This window comes from Halovenus anhuiensis, assembly GCF_037080055.1.
Taxonomy (GTDB): Archaea; Halobacteriota; Halobacteria; order Halobacteriales; family Haloarculaceae; genus Halovenus.
Map to the genome: position 1 here is coordinate 130,674 of NZ_JBAOJI010000003.1, position 14,225 is coordinate 144,898.

The 14,225-nt window shown below is 61.9% G+C and carries 20 protein-coding genes; 13 read left to right on the top strand and 7 right to left on the bottom strand.

Translation table 11 applies throughout. The features are described from left to right. Positions 1–2: 2 nt before the first annotated feature. Both V8P86_RS09405 and V8P86_RS09410 read right to left on the bottom strand, forming a co-directional pair. Entirely contained in the window at positions 3–917 is a 915-nt protein-coding gene (locus V8P86_RS09405; RefSeq protein WP_336327006.1) for a hypothetical protein, read from the bottom strand. Between the two features lie 61 nt (positions 918–978). Beyond that, complete coding sequence (locus tag V8P86_RS09410; RefSeq protein ID WP_336327007.1) at positions 979–1,470, bottom strand: metallophosphoesterase; 492 nt, start codon at positions 1,468–1,470, stop codon at positions 979–981. 169 nt (positions 1,471–1,639) lie between these two features. On the opposite strand from V8P86_RS09410, the gene V8P86_RS09415 reads away from it, so the two are divergent. Together V8P86_RS09415 and V8P86_RS09420 are read left to right on the top strand one after the other, a co-directional pair. Beyond that, on the top strand, positions 1,640–2,563 hold the full coding sequence (locus tag V8P86_RS09415) for an HhH-GPD family protein (RefSeq protein ID WP_336327008.1): 924 nt from the start codon (positions 1,640–1,642) through the stop codon (positions 2,561–2,563). 53 nt (positions 2,564–2,616) lie between these two features. Then, the gene (locus V8P86_RS09420) at positions 2,617–2,775 is read left to right on the top strand and encodes a hypothetical protein (RefSeq protein ID WP_336327009.1); all 159 of its coding nucleotides are present in this window, start codon (positions 2,617–2,619) and stop codon (positions 2,773–2,775) included. On the opposite strand, the gene V8P86_RS09425 is transcribed toward V8P86_RS09420, so the two are convergent. The 3 genes from V8P86_RS09425 to V8P86_RS09435 all read right to left on the bottom strand — a co-directional run bounded on the left by V8P86_RS09425 (position 2,776) and on the right by V8P86_RS09435 (position 5,463). Next, the gene (locus V8P86_RS09425; protein WP_336327010.1) at positions 2,776–3,072 is read right to left on the bottom strand and encodes a hypothetical protein; all 297 of its coding nucleotides are present in this window, start codon (positions 3,070–3,072) and stop codon (positions 2,776–2,778) included. Positions 3,073–3,118: 46 nt separating this feature from the next. After that, positions 3,119–3,433, bottom strand: coding sequence for a hypothetical protein (locus V8P86_RS09430; protein WP_336327011.1), 315 nt, complete (start codon positions 3,431–3,433; stop codon positions 3,119–3,121). Positions 3,434–3,495: 62 nt separating this feature from the next. Continuing rightward, positions 3,496–5,463, bottom strand: coding sequence for a 3-hydroxyacyl-CoA dehydrogenase/enoyl-CoA hydratase family protein (locus V8P86_RS09435; RefSeq protein WP_336327012.1), 1,968 nt, complete (start codon positions 5,461–5,463; stop codon positions 3,496–3,498). A 117-nt stretch (positions 5,464–5,580) separates the two neighbouring features. On the opposite strand from V8P86_RS09435, the gene V8P86_RS09440 reads away from it, so the two are divergent. The 3 genes from V8P86_RS09440 to V8P86_RS09450 all read left to right on the top strand — a co-directional run bounded on the left by V8P86_RS09440 (position 5,581) and on the right by V8P86_RS09450 (position 7,885). Further along, entirely contained in the window at positions 5,581–6,084 is a 504-nt protein-coding gene (locus V8P86_RS09440; RefSeq protein WP_336327013.1) for an FAS1-like dehydratase domain-containing protein, read from the top strand. Further along, entirely contained in the window at positions 6,077–6,511 is a 435-nt protein-coding gene (locus V8P86_RS09445) for a MaoC/PaaZ C-terminal domain-containing protein (protein WP_336327014.1), read from the top strand. Before V8P86_RS09440 ends, V8P86_RS09445 begins: the two co-directional genes overlap by 8 nt. A 126-nt stretch (positions 6,512–6,637) precedes the next feature. Beyond that, a complete protein-coding gene (locus V8P86_RS09450; RefSeq protein ID WP_336327015.1) occupies positions 6,638–7,885 on the top strand; it encodes an acyl-CoA dehydrogenase family protein in 1,248 nt (415 codons plus the stop codon). 28 nt (positions 7,886–7,913) lie between these two features. Here the strand turns inward: V8P86_RS09450 and V8P86_RS09455 are convergent, their stop codons facing one another. Further along, positions 7,914–8,255, bottom strand: a complete 342-nt coding sequence (locus V8P86_RS09455) for a DUF7964 domain-containing protein (protein ID WP_336327016.1) — start codon at positions 8,253–8,255, stop codon at positions 7,914–7,916. A gap of 106 nt (positions 8,256–8,361) precedes the next feature. Between V8P86_RS09455 and V8P86_RS09460 the strand changes: the two genes are divergently transcribed. The 5 genes from V8P86_RS09460 to V8P86_RS09480 all read left to right on the top strand — a co-directional run bounded on the left by V8P86_RS09460 (position 8,362) and on the right by V8P86_RS09480 (position 11,459). Continuing rightward, the gene (locus V8P86_RS09460; protein WP_336327017.1) at positions 8,362–8,673 is read left to right on the top strand and encodes a DUF8173 domain-containing protein; all 312 of its coding nucleotides are present in this window, start codon (positions 8,362–8,364) and stop codon (positions 8,671–8,673) included. Positions 8,674–8,734: 61 nt separating this feature from the next. Further along, positions 8,735–9,268, top strand: a complete 534-nt coding sequence (locus tag V8P86_RS09465; protein ID WP_336327018.1) for a transcription factor — start codon at positions 8,735–8,737, stop codon at positions 9,266–9,268. Next, positions 9,268–9,936: a DUF2110 family protein gene (locus tag V8P86_RS09470; protein WP_336327019.1), complete on the top strand. Its 669-nt coding sequence runs from the start codon at positions 9,268–9,270 to the stop codon at positions 9,934–9,936. Before V8P86_RS09465 ends, V8P86_RS09470 begins: the two co-directional genes overlap by 1 nt. Then, positions 9,937–10,713, top strand: a complete 777-nt coding sequence (locus V8P86_RS09475; RefSeq protein WP_336327020.1) for a DUF5803 family protein — start codon at positions 9,937–9,939, stop codon at positions 10,711–10,713. Between the two features lie 47 nt (positions 10,714–10,760). Further along, entirely contained in the window at positions 10,761–11,459 is a 699-nt protein-coding gene (locus V8P86_RS09480; protein ID WP_336327021.1) for a competence/damage-inducible protein A, read from the top strand. A gap of 12 nt (positions 11,460–11,471) precedes the next feature. On the opposite strand, the gene V8P86_RS09485 is transcribed toward V8P86_RS09480, so the two are convergent. Continuing rightward, positions 11,472–11,597 carry a hypothetical protein gene (locus V8P86_RS09485; protein ID WP_336327022.1) on the bottom strand — a complete coding sequence of 42 codons (126 nt, stop codon included), beginning with the start codon at positions 11,595–11,597 and terminating at the stop codon, positions 11,472–11,474. Between the two features lie 72 nt (positions 11,598–11,669). On the opposite strand from V8P86_RS09485, the gene V8P86_RS09490 reads away from it, so the two are divergent. From V8P86_RS09490 to V8P86_RS09500, 3 genes are all read left to right on the top strand, one after another. Continuing rightward, positions 11,670–12,737, top strand: a complete 1,068-nt coding sequence (locus V8P86_RS09490) for an ATP-NAD kinase family protein (protein ID WP_336327023.1) — start codon at positions 11,670–11,672, stop codon at positions 12,735–12,737. 85 nt (positions 12,738–12,822) lie between these two features. Beyond that, positions 12,823–13,857: a PhoU domain-containing protein gene (locus V8P86_RS09495; protein ID WP_336327024.1), complete on the top strand. Its 1,035-nt coding sequence runs from the start codon at positions 12,823–12,825 to the stop codon at positions 13,855–13,857. Positions 13,858–13,940: 83 nt separating this feature from the next. Then, positions 13,941–14,222 carry an amphi-Trp domain-containing protein gene (locus V8P86_RS09500; protein WP_336327025.1) on the top strand — a complete coding sequence of 94 codons (282 nt, stop codon included), beginning with the start codon at positions 13,941–13,943 and terminating at the stop codon, positions 14,220–14,222. Positions 14,223–14,225: the final 3 nt, after the last annotated feature.

Genomic DNA, 14,225 nt, shown 5'->3' on the forward strand with positions numbered 1-14,225 from the left:
GGTTAGTACAACTCGAACTCCGTCTGGTCGAGATCACCCTCCTCGAACTGATCGAGATAGTAGGCGACGCCGTGCTGGTGGGCGGCCCCGACGATCACGTGAACCTCCTCGACGGTTTCGTTGTGATACTGGACGTACTCCGCCATCCGCTCGTTGCGCGCGTGTGAAAACAACTCCAGTTCGGGGTCGTGGCGACGGAGCCACTCTCGCTCCAGCGGTTGCGGCAGGAAGGTCCGCTCGTAGTACTGCTGGAGCGCGTGCAGTTTCGAGGGGTCTTCGCTCGCTTCCTGACTCAGCCGAAAGGCTTCGTAGCTGTTGCCGACGGCCCGGTCCGTGTGGTCGGCGAAGAGATCGGCGGCAATCGCGCCGAGCGTTCGCTCGAACTGTTCTCCGTACATCGCGCTCCCGGCGTCGATCATCGAGAACGTTCTCTCTCTGAACTCCGTGACGAACTCGCCGAGATCCATCGAGACGCTCTCGACTCCCTCGTAAAAGGCGTCGAACTCCGAGGCTTCGTCGAGTTCCTCGCAGGCGGCTGTCGCCCAGAGGTAATCGTCCATCTCGCAGACGCCAGCCATCTCCTCGAAGTACATCGAGCGGATCCCCTGCTCGCAGTAGACGACGGCACCACGGTCGAGAAATCGTGTCACGTACTCGCGCAGGGACTCCCGTTCCGGCGTACTCCCGGCGTGTGTGACCCCGTGGACGTGCATCGAATGCCCATCGACAGTGACCGTCGTCCCCGGCAGCCCATCGGGTGGGGACTCCCCTGCCTGTCGCTCGGCAATCGAAGACTCCCAGATCTGCTTCGCCCGGAAATACCCTTCCTCCTCCGAGTCCGCACCGACGACTGCCGCCAGATCCGCCAGCGTCTCCGTATTCCGGATCGTCTCGATCTGATCACCCGGCTCGCGCATATCCGAACTACGGTTCCCGCGGCCATTAATTCGGGGTTAGATAGCGACTCGGCTCGGTACGCTACCGCAGGTCGTGAAACGTGGCGTCACCAGTCTCCGTGTCTAAGACAACGCCAGCGGGCGGTTCTGACTCGTCCGAATCGGTGCCGATGCCGCCGGGATTGATGCGGACGGTGTCACCAACCTTCTCGTGCACCCTGGTGTGGGTGTGACCGTGGAATACGTAATCGTAGTTGCCCGAATCGACGAGTGCGTCGATAATGGGGTTGCTCGTGCCGTGATAGACGGCGATCCGGGCCCCACCCAGTGAGAGTTCACCCATCTCGCCGAGATACGCGCCGAAATTCCGGATCGCGTCACCGAGTGCCCACTCGCCGTCGTTGTTGCCGCGGACGGCATAAAAATCGAAGTCCTGGTTGAACTTCGAGGCTGAGAAGGGGGCGACGATGTCACCACAGTGGACGACTGCGTCGACTTCGTCGGTGAGCAACTCGACTGCTGATTCGATCACGTCCTGATTGTCGTGGGTGTCAGCCACGATTCCGACTTTCATACTCCGGTGTTCTCCCGATCCGAGTATCAATCTTTGTGACAACGCTGCTCCGATCGACACACGTTCAGAAATGTCGGAGCCTCGATCTGCTACTCCGACAAATGTCGAGTCCGCGGCCGGCCGGGCTGAGACCACCACACCCAAGTCCACTCACTCCAACCGCCACTGTATGAGCGAGGGGGTACCGAACGTGTTCGAGGATGTCGAACTCGCGGCGGTCCGATCCGCGCTGCTGGAGTGGTACCGCGAGGACCACCGCTCGTTCCCGTGGCGGGAGACGACCGATCCCTACGAGATTCTCGTCTCGGAGGTGATGAGCCAACAGACCCAACTCGGCCGAGTGGTCGAGGCCTGGGAGGACTTCCTCGACCGCTGGCCGACGACCGAAGACCTGGCCGCCGCAGAGCGAGCGGAGGTGGTCGCCTTCTGGAGCGATCACAGCCTCGGCTATAACAACCGCGCGAAGTATCTCCACGAGGCCGCCGAACAGATCGAAACTGACTACGACGGCTCGTTCCCCGACTCGCCCGAGGAACTCTCCGAACTGATGGGGGTCGGTCCCTACACCGCAAACGCCGTCGCCTCCTTCGCGTTCAACAACGGCGACGCTGTCGTCGATACCAACGTCAAGCGAGTGCTCTACCGCGCGTTTGGCTGCCCGGACGACGCCGCCGCCTTCGAGCAGGCCGCGAACGAACTCATGCCGGCGGGCGAATCCCGGGACTGGAACAACGCGATCATGGAACTCGGCGGCGTCGCCTGCGGCCAGACGCCGGCCTGCGACGAGCAATCGTGTCCGTGGCGCGAGTACTGCGACGCGTATCACTCCGGAGATTTCACCGCGCCGGACGTGCCCGAACAGCCGGATTTCGAGGGCAGCAGGCGGCAGTTCCGCGGGCGCATCGTCAACACGCTGGGCGAGCACGACGAACTCGGGCTGGACGAACTCGGCCCCCGGATCCGCGTGGACTACCAGCCCGACGGGAACTACGGCCGGGAGTGGCTCCGGGATATCCTCACTGATCTCGCCGAGGACGAACTCCTCGAACTCGACGGAGAAGGTGACGAGACGGTCGCTCGACTCCGTCGATAGCCGTGTGGTAGGTGGCCAGTAAATTCTTAACTCATTGGTAGAAATAGGCACATATGCTCAAGAAACTGCTCGGTCTGCTGTGGTCCCTGCTCATGCTGCCGATCAGGCTGATTATGCTGCCGTTCAAAATCGTCTCGCTGGTACTCAGTCTCATCTTTTATGCGGCCCTCCTGCTGGCGATTGGCGGCGTTGCTTGGTTCGTCTTCCTCTAACTAGGACCAGCCGTCGGTTTCGCGCTGTTCAGTCCTCTCTTCTCGCGGTTCGGTGAGTCGTCGCCCGTCCCGCGGGCAATAGTCGTACTCGTCGTTGAGCGTCTGAAACCCGCACTGGGGGCACTCACGCTGGCGCTGTTGCCGGCGCTCGCCGTCGCCGAGATCTCGAAACAAGAAGGGGACGAACGGGACGAACAGAAAGAACAGAAACGTATCGAAATACACCCACAGCAGAACGCTAACGGCCAGACTGGCGGCTAATCCAGCGGCGGCAGTAAGCAGTCGTGAATCGACCATCAGTTTCTGGTAGCCGGCACGCAGCCATAGTGGTTCCGGGACCGCGTTACTTCTCAATCTCCGTTCGGACCTCGAAGTGGTCGGCGTGGTCGTCGAATCGCACGAGGAGTTCTCGGGCCTCCGGCGGGACGTGTGCCTCCTCGTAGTCCTCACCAGCGAACTGTTTGACGGCGTCAATCGACTCGAACCGCATCGCGGTGAGAAACTCCACCGCGTCGTCTCTCTCGCGTCGAAGGATACGGACGCCGCGGTACCCATCGATTTCCTCGGCCAGACCCGCGAAGATTTCCTCGCTGAGCAGTCGCTCGTACTCGTCGGCGTCTTCGGGTTCTGTCCACCCGTGCCAGAGTCGCTCGATCATACCACCCGGACGACCGAGACGAACGAAAAAGTACCGCACCGAAGACCGAAGCGAATGGGTCGCTACTCGCCCTCGAACTCGGGGTCGCGGTCCGCGGAGAAGGCTGCGACGCCTTCCATCATGTCGTCGGTCGTCAGCAGCAGGCCGAAGGCCTGGCTCTCCATTTCGAGGCCGGCGTCGAGGTCCTGATCCGCGCCCTCGTTCATGACGCGTTTGGCCTTGCGCAGTGCGATCGGCGGGCCGGAGACGAGGTCGTCGACAAACTCCTCGACGGTCTCGTCGTACTCCTCGCCGGAGGCCGCGCGGTTGATGAGTCCCCAATCCTGGGCGCGCTCGGCGGAGATGTGCTCGCCGCGGAAGACGAGTTCCTTCGCGCGAGCGTCCGAGAGGTTGCGGATGGTGCGCTGGGTACCACCGCCGCCCGGCAACAGACCGAGATCGATCTCCGGGAAGCCGAAGCGTGAATCATCGGTCGCGATGCGCAGGTCACAGGCCAGCGCAAGTTCGAGACCGCCACCGAGACAGAAGCCGTCGATCTTCGCGAGTGTCGGGCGCGGGTACTCAGCAACGGCCTTGAAGACTTCCGTCGGCTCGGAGTCTTTCGCGGGATCGGAGTCGCTGAATGCGGTGATGTCGGCACCAGCACAGAATGCCCGATCACCGGCACCCTCGAAGGTGACAGCACGAACCTCTTCGTCGTCGACGGAGTCGAGCAGGTCGACGACGGCGTCCATCAGATCCGGCGACAGGGAGTTCAGCTGTGCGGGGCGGTCGAGTTCGATTTCGAGCAGTCCGTCCTCGCCCAGGTCGTAGTTGATCGTGTGGTAGTCGCCGAGACCGCCGTCGGTGTCGTACTCGAAGAAGCCTTTGCCGGCGTCGCGGCCGGTGTTGCCGTCTTCGACCAGATCGACGAGATACTGCGAGGGTTCGTAGCGGCCTTCGCCGTGTTCGTCGCCGTATTTCTCGTCGAGTTCTTCGAGTTTCTCGACGATGGTGTCGAGGCCGGTCTTGTCGGCGCGTCGGCACGGTCCTTCGGGGAAGCCGGCACCGAGGCGGAGGCCAGTGTCGATGGCTTCCGCGGTCGCCACGTCGTTTTCGATGAGTTCCGCGGCGCGGTTGACAATCACGGACTCGATGCGAAGCCAGTCGAAGTCGTCAGTGGCGTCGGTGGGTTCGTAGTCGGCACCGCCTTCCTCGTAGTCGTAGTATCCTTCGCCGGTCTTCTGACCGAGATCGCCAGCGTCGACTTTCTCCTGAACGATCGGCGGGATCGGCATGCCCGCTTCCTCACGGACGTGGTAACCGATGTCGATGCCGGTCATATCACCGAGTTCGAACGGTCCCATCGGGTAGCCGCGCTGGGCCATCGACGCGTCGGCCTCTTTGATCGTGGCGAGATCCTCGGAGACCATCCAGGCAGCCTCGCCGCCGAACGGACCGAGAACAGTGTTGACGACGAAGCCCTGCACGTCCTTCCGGACGTAGATCGGCGTCTTGTCGATTGACTCGATGAATTCGTAGGCTTCCTCTGCGGTCTCGTCGGTGGTCTCGCTGCCGTAGATCACTTCGACGAGATCCATCTGGACTGGCGGGTTGAAGAAGTGAAGTCCGACGACACTCTCCGGTCGCTCGGTCGCGGAGGCGATCTCCGTGATCGACAGCGACGACGTGTTCGACGCAAGCAATGCGTCGTCGTCGGCCATCTCGTCGAGGTCGCCGAAGATGTCCTTCTTGAGGTCCATCTGCTCCGGCGCGGCCTCAATGACCATGTCAGCGCCCGCAACCGCTCCTTCGAGGTCGACCGTCGTCGAGATGCGGTCGAGCACGTCGTCGGGGTCCTGATCGATCAGGCCCTTCTCGTCGAGTTTCTCTAGTGACCACTCGATGTCGTCGTAGCCGTCCTGGACGATGTCGTCTTCGATGTCCCGCATCGTCACGTCGTACCCGGCCAGGGCGACGACCTCTGTGATTCCGTGTCCCATACTACCTGCACCCAACACCGTGACGGTGTCGATACTGTCTATTGTCACGTCTGTTGGGTTCTCACGAAACCAATATTAAAACATCGGTCCGAACTCGCTTACATTGCTCAGACATCTCGGGTCAGGAACAATAGAGTCAACAGGGTGGGGCCTCCATCTGCTCCTATGCCAGCCAAATCGATGGACGAACTGGAATCGCTGGTCGGGACTTCGGTCGTCACGGTCGAAGACTTCGAGATCGAAGCCGGCAAAGTCGAGGAGTTCGCACGCTCCGTCAAGGACGACGACCCGGTCTACCGGGACGAGGAGGTCGCCGAGGAACGCGGTTTCGAGTCGATTCCCGCGCCGCTGACCTTCGAGCGCGTCTCGATGTTTCCCCGCTATCGGACCGTCGAAAAGTACGGCATCGACCTCGGCTTTCAGGAGGAGTACACCATCCACGGCGAGCAGGAGTACGAGTACGAGCGTCCGCTGGTCGTCGGCGACGTGCTGACGGGGACCACCACGCTCGCGGAGATTTACGAGCGCAACGGCAAACGCGGCGGGACGATGACCTTCGCCGTGCTGGAGACGGAGTACACCGACGAAGACGATGAAGTGGTCCTGACAGCGCGGTCGACGGCAATCGAGACTGCGGGAGCGATCCAGGGAGGTGACGACGATGAGTGAACCAGACGTGCCGGTCGCGGCCGAACTGGAAGTCGGTGACACCGGGCCGGAACCGCAGATCGAGGAGATCGAACGTCGGGATTTCGTCAAGTACGCCGGCGCGAGCGGCGACTTCAACCCGATCCACTACGATCAGCGGTTGGCGAACATGGCGGGCTACGACGGCGTCTTCGCACAGGGGATGCTCACCTCCGGATTCGCGGTGCAGGCGGTCACGAACTGGTTCGGCATCGAGAACATCGACTCCTACGGCGTGCGCTTCGAGTCGCAGGTCTGGCCCGACGACACCGTGACGGCCGTCGCGGAGATTGTCGACATTGAGGTCGACGGTGACGAGGCGACCGTCGAGACGGAGCTTTCGGTGACGAATCATGAAGACGAGGTGGTGCTGAGCGGCGAGGCGACGGCGACGATTCCGGCTGAATAGCCAGTCTGGTTCCGTCCACACAGTCCGTTGCGCGCCTACTGCTGGAAAGCCAAACGGATGCTTTCCTGAACACCGTCGCCGAGAGAAACCTCCTAGGTTTAAGTTGTTGTCCGTCCCTGTTCTGGTATGGAGTATCACGACTCCGAGAAAGCGAAAGAGGTGGCGAGCAGGGTTGAGGCGTTCATGGACGAGGAGGTGATCCCGCGCGAGCGACAGGCGCTGCAGAATCGGGATCCGGTGACCATCGACGAGATGGAAGACTTCTGGGAGCAGGCCAAGGACCGGAATCTGTTCGCACCGCAGGTTCCCGAGGAGTACGGCGGACAGGGACTGGACTTCAGCGACATGCTGCCCTCCTTCGAGCAGGTCGGTCGGTCGATGCTCGGTGCGATGTCGATTCGCGCCCACGCCCCGCAGGAAGGCAACATGCACACACTGGAGGCAGTCGGCTCCGAGGAGCAGAAAGAGGAGTATCTGCGACCACTCGTACAGGGTGACATCTCCTCTGGCTTCGCGATGACCGAACCGCAGCAGGGGGCCGGTTCGGATCCGAAGATGCTCAAGACGACCGCCAAGAAGGACGGCGACGAGTGGGTCATCAACGGCCACAAGTGGTGGACCTCAGACGGCTACGACGCCGACTTCCTCCTGGTGATGGCGCGTACTGATCTGGACAAACACCCATACGAGGGCACGTCGATCATCCTCGTGCCGACCGACGCCGACGGCGTCGAGTGCGTGCGGGACATTCCGCACCTCGGCCACTTCGAGGACATGATGGACATCCAGCGCGGCCACGCCGAATTCAAGTTCCACAACGTCCGTGTGCCGGTCGAGAACACCGTCGGCGCGGAGGGGGCTGGCTTCGCCATCGCGCAGATGCGACTCGGCGGCGGTCGACTGACTCACTGTATGCGCTACTCCGGCATGGCGATGCGCTCGCTCAACATCGCCAAGGCGTACATCCAGCACCGCGAAGGCTTCGGCGGCAGCATCTCCGAGAAGCAGGCGCTGCGACACCGCATCGCCGACGCGGAGACGAACCTCCACGCCGCGCGAACGATGGTCCGTCACGCGGCCCGCGAACTCGACCGGAGCGAGGCCCGCGTCGAGGTTGCGATGGCGAAGACCTTCACTGCCAACGTGACCACCGAGGCTGTCGATCTGGCGCTGCAGGCCTGCGGTGGCAACGGGATCGGTAAGGATCTACCGATCGCGTACTTCTACGAGTCGATCCGGCCGTTCCGCATCGTCGACGGCACCGACGAGGTCCACCGCCGGACCATCGCTCGGGACTCCTTCGAGGATGTCAACGACGAGGATCTGGAGAACATCATCCAGTTCGATCCGGAACTCGACAAAACCGACGAGTAACGACCACGATCCGGTCGCGTTCGCGTCGTTACTCTTCGAGAATCGTCGTCGACGTTCCGTACTGACGGTCTGCCCACGCTTCGAGCGCGTCGATAATTTCCGCCCGGAGCGTCTGTTTTTGCTCTGCAGGTAGTCCTTCGAGCGTCCCCGTTTCGGGAGCTTCGTCGACGATTTCCCAGTGATCAGCGGTGTCGTCGTAGCCAACGCCCCGGAACTGCTCGGCACCCTCGATGAGCATCGTGCAGACGTGTTGGCTCCCATCGCGCTCGACGACTGCAACCGGGAGGAACCGACCGTCTCGGTTCGAGAGCTGTTCAGCAACCGACAGCGGCAACGGCTGGGAGGGGAGTGCGTCCGCAAACTCAGTCATGGCTGGGATTTCTCGACTTTCGTTTGTGATGGTACCGACCGTTTTCAGTCGCTGGGAGTCTTCAGGAGACCCAGCGAGCAGCCCACAGGTAATTCTGTAAGAATATATGCGCGCGGTGAGCGCGTTCTTTACGACGTTGATCGTCGGCGCGCTGCTGGTCGCGTTCGCTCCTGACTACACCGAACGGATGATCGACGATGTCTTCGAGGATCCCGTCGGGCCGTTTCTGTACGGGATCATGATCCTGCTGATACTGGTCGTTCTGATCGTTTTGCTCGTCATCTCGATAATCGGGACTCTGTTCGTCATCCCGCTGGCGATCATCGCCGGACTGGCGCTGAGCGGCATCGGTGGCCTCATCTCGTTTGTCTTCGGCGCGCTCGGGTTCGGGACGATTCTGGACGACCGATACAACTGAGCGGCGACCGGTGCCACCCTATCCGATGCTTTTAACCGGATGACACTCCGACCTTTGGGCAATGGCTTTTGAGGAACTGCTCGAAGATCCAGTCATCCAGAAATACCTCCACGAACTCGTCGGACCGAAGGGGATGCCAGTCGCGGCAGCACCGCCGGACGGCGAGGTTACCGACGAGGAACTGGCCGAGGAACTCGGACTCGAGCTCAACGACGTTCGCCGGGCGCTCTTTATTCTCTACGAGAACGATTTGGCGAGCTACCGGCGGCTCCGAGACGAGGACTCCGGCTGGCTCACCTACCTCTGGACGTTCGAGTACGAGGAGATTCCCGAACAGCTCGAATCCGAGATGCATCGTCTACTCGCCGCACTCGAAGCCCGCTACGAGTACGAGATGGAAAACGAGTTCTACCTCTCCGAGGAAGCGGGGATCCGCTTCGAGTTCGGCGAGGCGATGGAGTTCGGTTTCCAGTGTCCGGAGACGGGCGCGGAACTGCAGCCGATGGAGAACACCCGTCTGATCGAGGCGATGGAAGAACGGATCGAACGACTCCGTGACGAACTCGGCGTCGAAACTGCTGAGGTCGAGGTCTGATGGTCGTTCTCGCGACGAAATGTTACGTCAGCGGTGACGCTCGCGAGCGCTCGCTCAAGTCGTTGCGCTCGCTGCTGGACAACGAGGTTGGCGACCTGGATGTGAGTCTCGATATCAATCTCCGGGACGACGGCTTCCCCGACGTGACGCTGACCGGCGACGACGAGACGGCGGCGGCGAACCTGCTCCGCGAGGAGTGGGGCGAGATTCCCGACTCCTTCGAGACTGGCGAGACCTACGTCGGAACGCTCGACTCGTGGGACGAAGACGCGCTTGTGCTCGATGCTGGCCGACCGATCCGGATTCCGACCGACCAACTCGGACTCGGCCAGGGTGATCCCGAGTCGATCCGAACGCGATTCGGCCTCGTCCAGCACATGCCGCTCACCTTCGTCTACGACGAACCGCCGCGACTGGCCGACAGCCAGCGCGACCGATTGTACGACTGGCAGCGCGGTAACGGCCGCGTCAACGTCAACAGCGCGACGCGGGCGGAGGTTCGAGCGACGGTTAACCGGGCCGGCCACGCGCAGGATATCGTCACTGTCGAACGAATCGGCCTGCTCGAACAGAGTATCATCTGTACAGAGGACACCGACCCGCCGGGACTGCTCGCCGGAATCGGCGAGTATCTCCCGGCCGAACTGCTCTGCGTTGTGCCATCATAGATGAACAACCGACATCGTGCAGTACTCGCGCTAGTTGCGTTGGTGTTTTTATCAGGCTGTACGCTGTTCGGCGGCGGTGAGATCGACGAGGATCAACTCAGCGGCGACCAGGAGTACGACTGGGGCTCGAACGCGACGACGACGATCAATCTGAGTGCCTCGACCGACACGTACGCGGCGGTCGTCGATGTGGACGAACAAGAAGAACTCGACGTGTACGAGGAGGACACCTTCCGCGGCGAGACTTCTGTCCAGATAGAGGCACTGAAGTTCCGGTTCACCAACGGGACCGTCGTCAATGCGAGTCATCCGGACCTCGGAGCGACCCGGAACCGGGATCAGACGAGGATCAATCTGCCGGCCGAGAACGGCTCGGTCGGCTACACCGCACCGCGGGGCGGCAAGGGCTGGAGCGGGCCGGTGCTGGTCGACGGCTCGGTCAGGATGGATCTCCCCGAAGGGACCAGAGTCGGGCTCTGGGGGCTCTCGCGGGTGAATCCGAACCCCGACGAGAACACCGTCGAAAACGACCGGACGACACTGCTGTGGGAGGATATGGAACAAGGTGATCCGATCTCAGTCCGGTACTACCTCGTCCGTGACGCGTACATCTTCGGCGGGCTGTTCGCACTGGTCATTTCCCTCGGCATCGGCGGCGTCACCTACTACTACCGGCAGGTCCGACGCGCTCAGAGCAAACGCGAAGACGTGGGGCTGGATGTCGACGTGGAGGACGACGATATCGGCGACGACGGGCCGCCACCGGGAATGCAGTAGACAACGAAGACAGTGGCCCTTTGTACCGTCGGGTCCGTATCAGGACCATGCGCGTTGCGCTGATTGCCGTCGGTGACGAGATTCTCTCGGGGGATACGGTCAACACGAACGCCTCGTGGTTAGCGGAGCGACTGACCAAGGCTGGAGCGACCGTTTCCCGGATCACAGTCGTCCCCGACGATGTGGGTGAGATCGCCCGGGTCGTCAACGAGTACCGGGCGGCATACGAGGCAGTGATCGTCACCGGCGGACTCGGACCGACTCACGACGATATGACGATGGAGGCAGTCGCGGCCGCCTTTGGTACCGAACTGGCCGCCGACGAGGACGTCGAACACTGGTTGACGGAGGGTGGGGGCTACTCCGGTGACGACCTCGCGCCGGGGACGACACACATCCCCGAGCGCGCGGAGATGCTTCCGAATCCGAAGGGAGTCGCTCCCGGCTGTACCATCGAGAACGTCTTCGTCCTGCCGGGGGTCCCGTCGGAGATGCGCGCGATGTTCGAGTTGATCGCCGACGAGTTCGGCGGCAAACAACGCCACCGTGCGGTCGTCAAGGCTGCCGAACCTGAGAGCCAACTGCTGGACCGCGTGCGAGATGTCCAAGAGGAATTCGATGTCAAGGTCGGAAGCTATCCCGGCGAATACGTGCGACTACGAATTCAGAGTACAGACGAAATAGCAGTCGAGGCGGCCGCTGACTGGCTTCGTGAGCGTGTCGACGCGCCCGAAGAAGAGGCGTGAGCGCCGTCTGTGTTAGTTGGCAGTCAGCGAGCGAGCCCACAGAATAGCGAGTACGATTCCGCCGAGGAGAACGACCCCTGCAGCAATATTGATCGGTCCAGCGCCGACGCCGACCTGCGTCGCGTTGAGTACTGTCATGTACGATGCTGACAGGCGGGTGTAGTAAGGCGTTCCGGTTCGCTTTTGTCACCCTCGCTCGTAGCAGGGGTGATGTGTCGACTCGGGCTCGTGGTCAACCCTATCGCCGGCATGGGTGGCCGCGTCGGACTCAAGGGAACTGACGGGAAAGTCGAGGAGGCCCGGGCACGCGGCGCGGAGATGCGCGCACCTGACCGGGCGCGAGAGATGCTTACCGAGCTCGCCGATACCGGCGCCGACGTGAGTCTGTACACCTGGGGCGGTCTCATGGGCGCACAGGTGGCAGCCGATGCAGGGTTCGACCCGGACGTGCTCGGCCACCCCGACGGCGAGGCGACCGGGCCCGAAGACACTCGTCGGGCCGTGCGGGCATTTCTGGCGGAAAACCTCGATCTGATTCTATTCGTCGGCGGCGACGGCACTGCAGCGGACGTAGCTGAGACAATCGCCGACGCAGGCGAGCAGACACCGATTCTGGGCGTCCCGGCCGGTGTCAAGGTCTACTCGGCAGTCTTTGCGGTCACGCCGGAGGCCGCGGCCCACGTCGCCGTCTCCTTCGATTCGACCGAACGCGCGGAGGTCAACGACATCGACGAGGACGAGTACCGGGAGGGAGAAGTCCACACTGAACTCCGGGCGCTCGCCACCGTCCCCGTCGCCCCGCAGCGACAGGGAAGCAAACAACTCAGCAGCGGCACCGTCGAGGGATTGGCCGAAGGCTTCGTCGAGGATGTCGAGGAGGGGCGGACGTACGTCCTCGGCCCCGGTGGCACGCTGGGGACGATCAAGGAGAAACTCGGTATCGACGGCACCGCCCTCGGCGTGGATGTCTACCGGAACGGCGAGGTCCTGGTCGCGGATGGCGCAGCAGACGAGATTAGCGACGCGCTCGGCGACCGCAACACCGTCGTCGTCTCGCCCATCGGCGGACAGGGCTTCATCTTCGGCCGCGGGAATCAACAGATCTCCCCGGAGATCATCCGCAACTCCGAGGTCGAAATCGTCGCGTCCCGGCGCAAACTCGACGACATCGGCGCACTACGGGTCGATACCGGAGATGCAGATCTCGACGAGTCGTTGCGTGGCTGGCAGCGAGTCCGCGTCGGCCGATATGAGACTCGCCTGATGGAAGTTGTCTGATCGGAAACATTGTCCACCAATCTCCCTTGGTGTGACCAAGGACGTATTGATAAGATTAAGGTAGGAGTGGCGACGTAAAGGATGTATGGAAACGCGGAAAGTCCAGCGACTGGGGCCGTCGACGCTTGCGATGACACTTCCGGCGGAGTGGGCACAGGAGTACGATGTCGAGAAAGGTGACGAGGTTTCGCTCCGACTCGGCGGGAAGGGCACACTGACGGTGATGCCCGAGTCCGTTCACAGCGAGGAGAGCGAAGCGGTGATCAACGCGAGCGGACTCGATGCCGACGCAGTCGAGCGGGCCATCGTTGCCCAGTACGTTCTCGGTCGGCGCGTCATTCACGTCCGTGCTGACGACGGCGAGACGCTCGATAGCCAGCACATCAATGCCGTCTACAACGCCGAGACGCAGTTGATGGGACTGGGCGTCATCGAGGAGACACCGGAAAACATCGCCATCCGGTGCTCGGTTGACCCCGAGGATTTTACCCTCGACAACCTGCTCGAACGGCTGGAATCGACCGGATCGACGATGCGAAACGAGGCGGTGAAATCGCTGGCTCACAGTAATCCGGATCTCGCACAGCGGGCGCTCAACCGCGAGCGACAGGCCAACAAGATCTTTGTCCTCCTATTGCGACTGATCTTCACCTCCTACCAGAACCCGAATCTGGCCCGAGCGGTCGGCCTGACAGATGGCTTCCCGCTGATCGGCTACCGATCGATCGCCAAGAATCTCGAACTGACCGCCGACAACGCAGAGGATATCGCGGACATCGCGCTGGAGGCAGACGGTCACTCGCTGAACGTCGATCAGGCGACGATGCGCCGGATCCGGGAGTTCACCGATCAGGTGAACGAACTCACGGAACTGGCCGTCGAATCGGCCGTCAATCGCGATTACGACGCCGCCATCGAAGTCAAACAGCGCTTCGAGGATATCAGTTCTCGCGAGCAGGAGATCCTCTCGGATCTCCCCGAGATGGACAACGAACAGCTATTGCAGGTCCGCGAAGTGCTCGTCAGCCTCGACCAGACGGCTCAGTACGCCGTCCGCAACGCCGAAATTGCGACGAATCTCGCACTCAACGAGGAATCCGATCACATCTCGATCGACTAGCAGTCGACGGAGAGTCCTCCCGAATCAGAATCTCCTGACAGTACTCCAATCCTTATATTGGTTGGTGGCGTAGCTTGGAGCATATGCCGGAAAAAGTGCTCTTCAAGTCAGAAGCCAAGCAGTCTCAATCAGAGATCGCGTCGTACCTCCGAACAGTTGCGCAGAATCTCGAAGATGGGAAACAGATCACGCTCAAGTCCGGTTCAGACTCCGTGACGATGGAGCCACCGGCGAACCCAACCTTCGAGGTCAAAGCCGAGCGGGAGGGGCCGACTGACGGCCCCGGTGAACTGAGTATCGAACTCGAGATCGAGTGGGACGAGGACGCCGCCGACGGAGAGAGCGGATCCTTAGAGATCGAGTAACGA

Excerpts from the sequence above, each read along its gene's own strand:
- V8P86_RS09405 (WP_336327006.1), bottom strand. The coding sequence starts at position 917 with ATGCGCGAGCCGGGTGATCAGATCGAGACGATCCGGAATACGGAGACG.
- V8P86_RS09410 (WP_336327007.1), bottom strand. The coding sequence starts at position 1,470 with ATGAAAGTCGGAATCGTGGCTGACACCCACGACAATCAGGACGTGATC.
- V8P86_RS09415 (WP_336327008.1), top strand. The coding sequence starts at position 1,640 with ATGAGCGAGGGGGTACCGAACGTGTTCGAGGATGTCGAACTCGCGGCG.
- V8P86_RS09420 (WP_336327009.1), top strand. The coding sequence starts at position 2,617 with ATGCTCAAGAAACTGCTCGGTCTGCTGTGGTCCCTGCTCATGCTGCCG.
- V8P86_RS09425 (WP_336327010.1), bottom strand. The coding sequence starts at position 3,072 with ATGGTCGATTCACGACTGCTTACTGCCGCCGCTGGATTAGCCGCCAGT.
- V8P86_RS09430 (WP_336327011.1), bottom strand. The coding sequence starts at position 3,433 with ATGATCGAGCGACTCTGGCACGGGTGGACAGAACCCGAAGACGCCGAC.
- V8P86_RS09440 (WP_336327013.1), top strand. The coding sequence starts at position 5,581 with ATGCCAGCCAAATCGATGGACGAACTGGAATCGCTGGTCGGGACTTCG.
- V8P86_RS09445 (WP_336327014.1), top strand. The coding sequence starts at position 6,077 with ATGAGTGAACCAGACGTGCCGGTCGCGGCCGAACTGGAAGTCGGTGAC.
- V8P86_RS09450 (WP_336327015.1), top strand. The coding sequence starts at position 6,638 with ATGGAGTATCACGACTCCGAGAAAGCGAAAGAGGTGGCGAGCAGGGTT.
- V8P86_RS09455 (WP_336327016.1), bottom strand. The coding sequence starts at position 8,255 with ATGACTGAGTTTGCGGACGCACTCCCCTCCCAGCCGTTGCCGCTGTCG.
- V8P86_RS09460 (WP_336327017.1), top strand. The coding sequence starts at position 8,362 with ATGCGCGCGGTGAGCGCGTTCTTTACGACGTTGATCGTCGGCGCGCTG.
- V8P86_RS09465 (WP_336327018.1), top strand. The coding sequence starts at position 8,735 with ATGGCTTTTGAGGAACTGCTCGAAGATCCAGTCATCCAGAAATACCTC.
- V8P86_RS09470 (WP_336327019.1), top strand. The coding sequence starts at position 9,268 with ATGGTCGTTCTCGCGACGAAATGTTACGTCAGCGGTGACGCTCGCGAG.
- V8P86_RS09475 (WP_336327020.1), top strand. The coding sequence starts at position 9,937 with ATGAACAACCGACATCGTGCAGTACTCGCGCTAGTTGCGTTGGTGTTT.
- V8P86_RS09480 (WP_336327021.1), top strand. The coding sequence starts at position 10,761 with ATGCGCGTTGCGCTGATTGCCGTCGGTGACGAGATTCTCTCGGGGGAT.
- V8P86_RS09485 (WP_336327022.1), bottom strand. The coding sequence starts at position 11,597 with ATGACAGTACTCAACGCGACGCAGGTCGGCGTCGGCGCTGGACCGATC.
- V8P86_RS09490 (WP_336327023.1), top strand. The coding sequence starts at position 11,670 with ATGTGTCGACTCGGGCTCGTGGTCAACCCTATCGCCGGCATGGGTGGC.
- V8P86_RS09495 (WP_336327024.1), top strand. The coding sequence starts at position 12,823 with ATGGAAACGCGGAAAGTCCAGCGACTGGGGCCGTCGACGCTTGCGATG.
- V8P86_RS09500 (WP_336327025.1), top strand. The coding sequence starts at position 13,941 with ATGCCGGAAAAAGTGCTCTTCAAGTCAGAAGCCAAGCAGTCTCAATCA.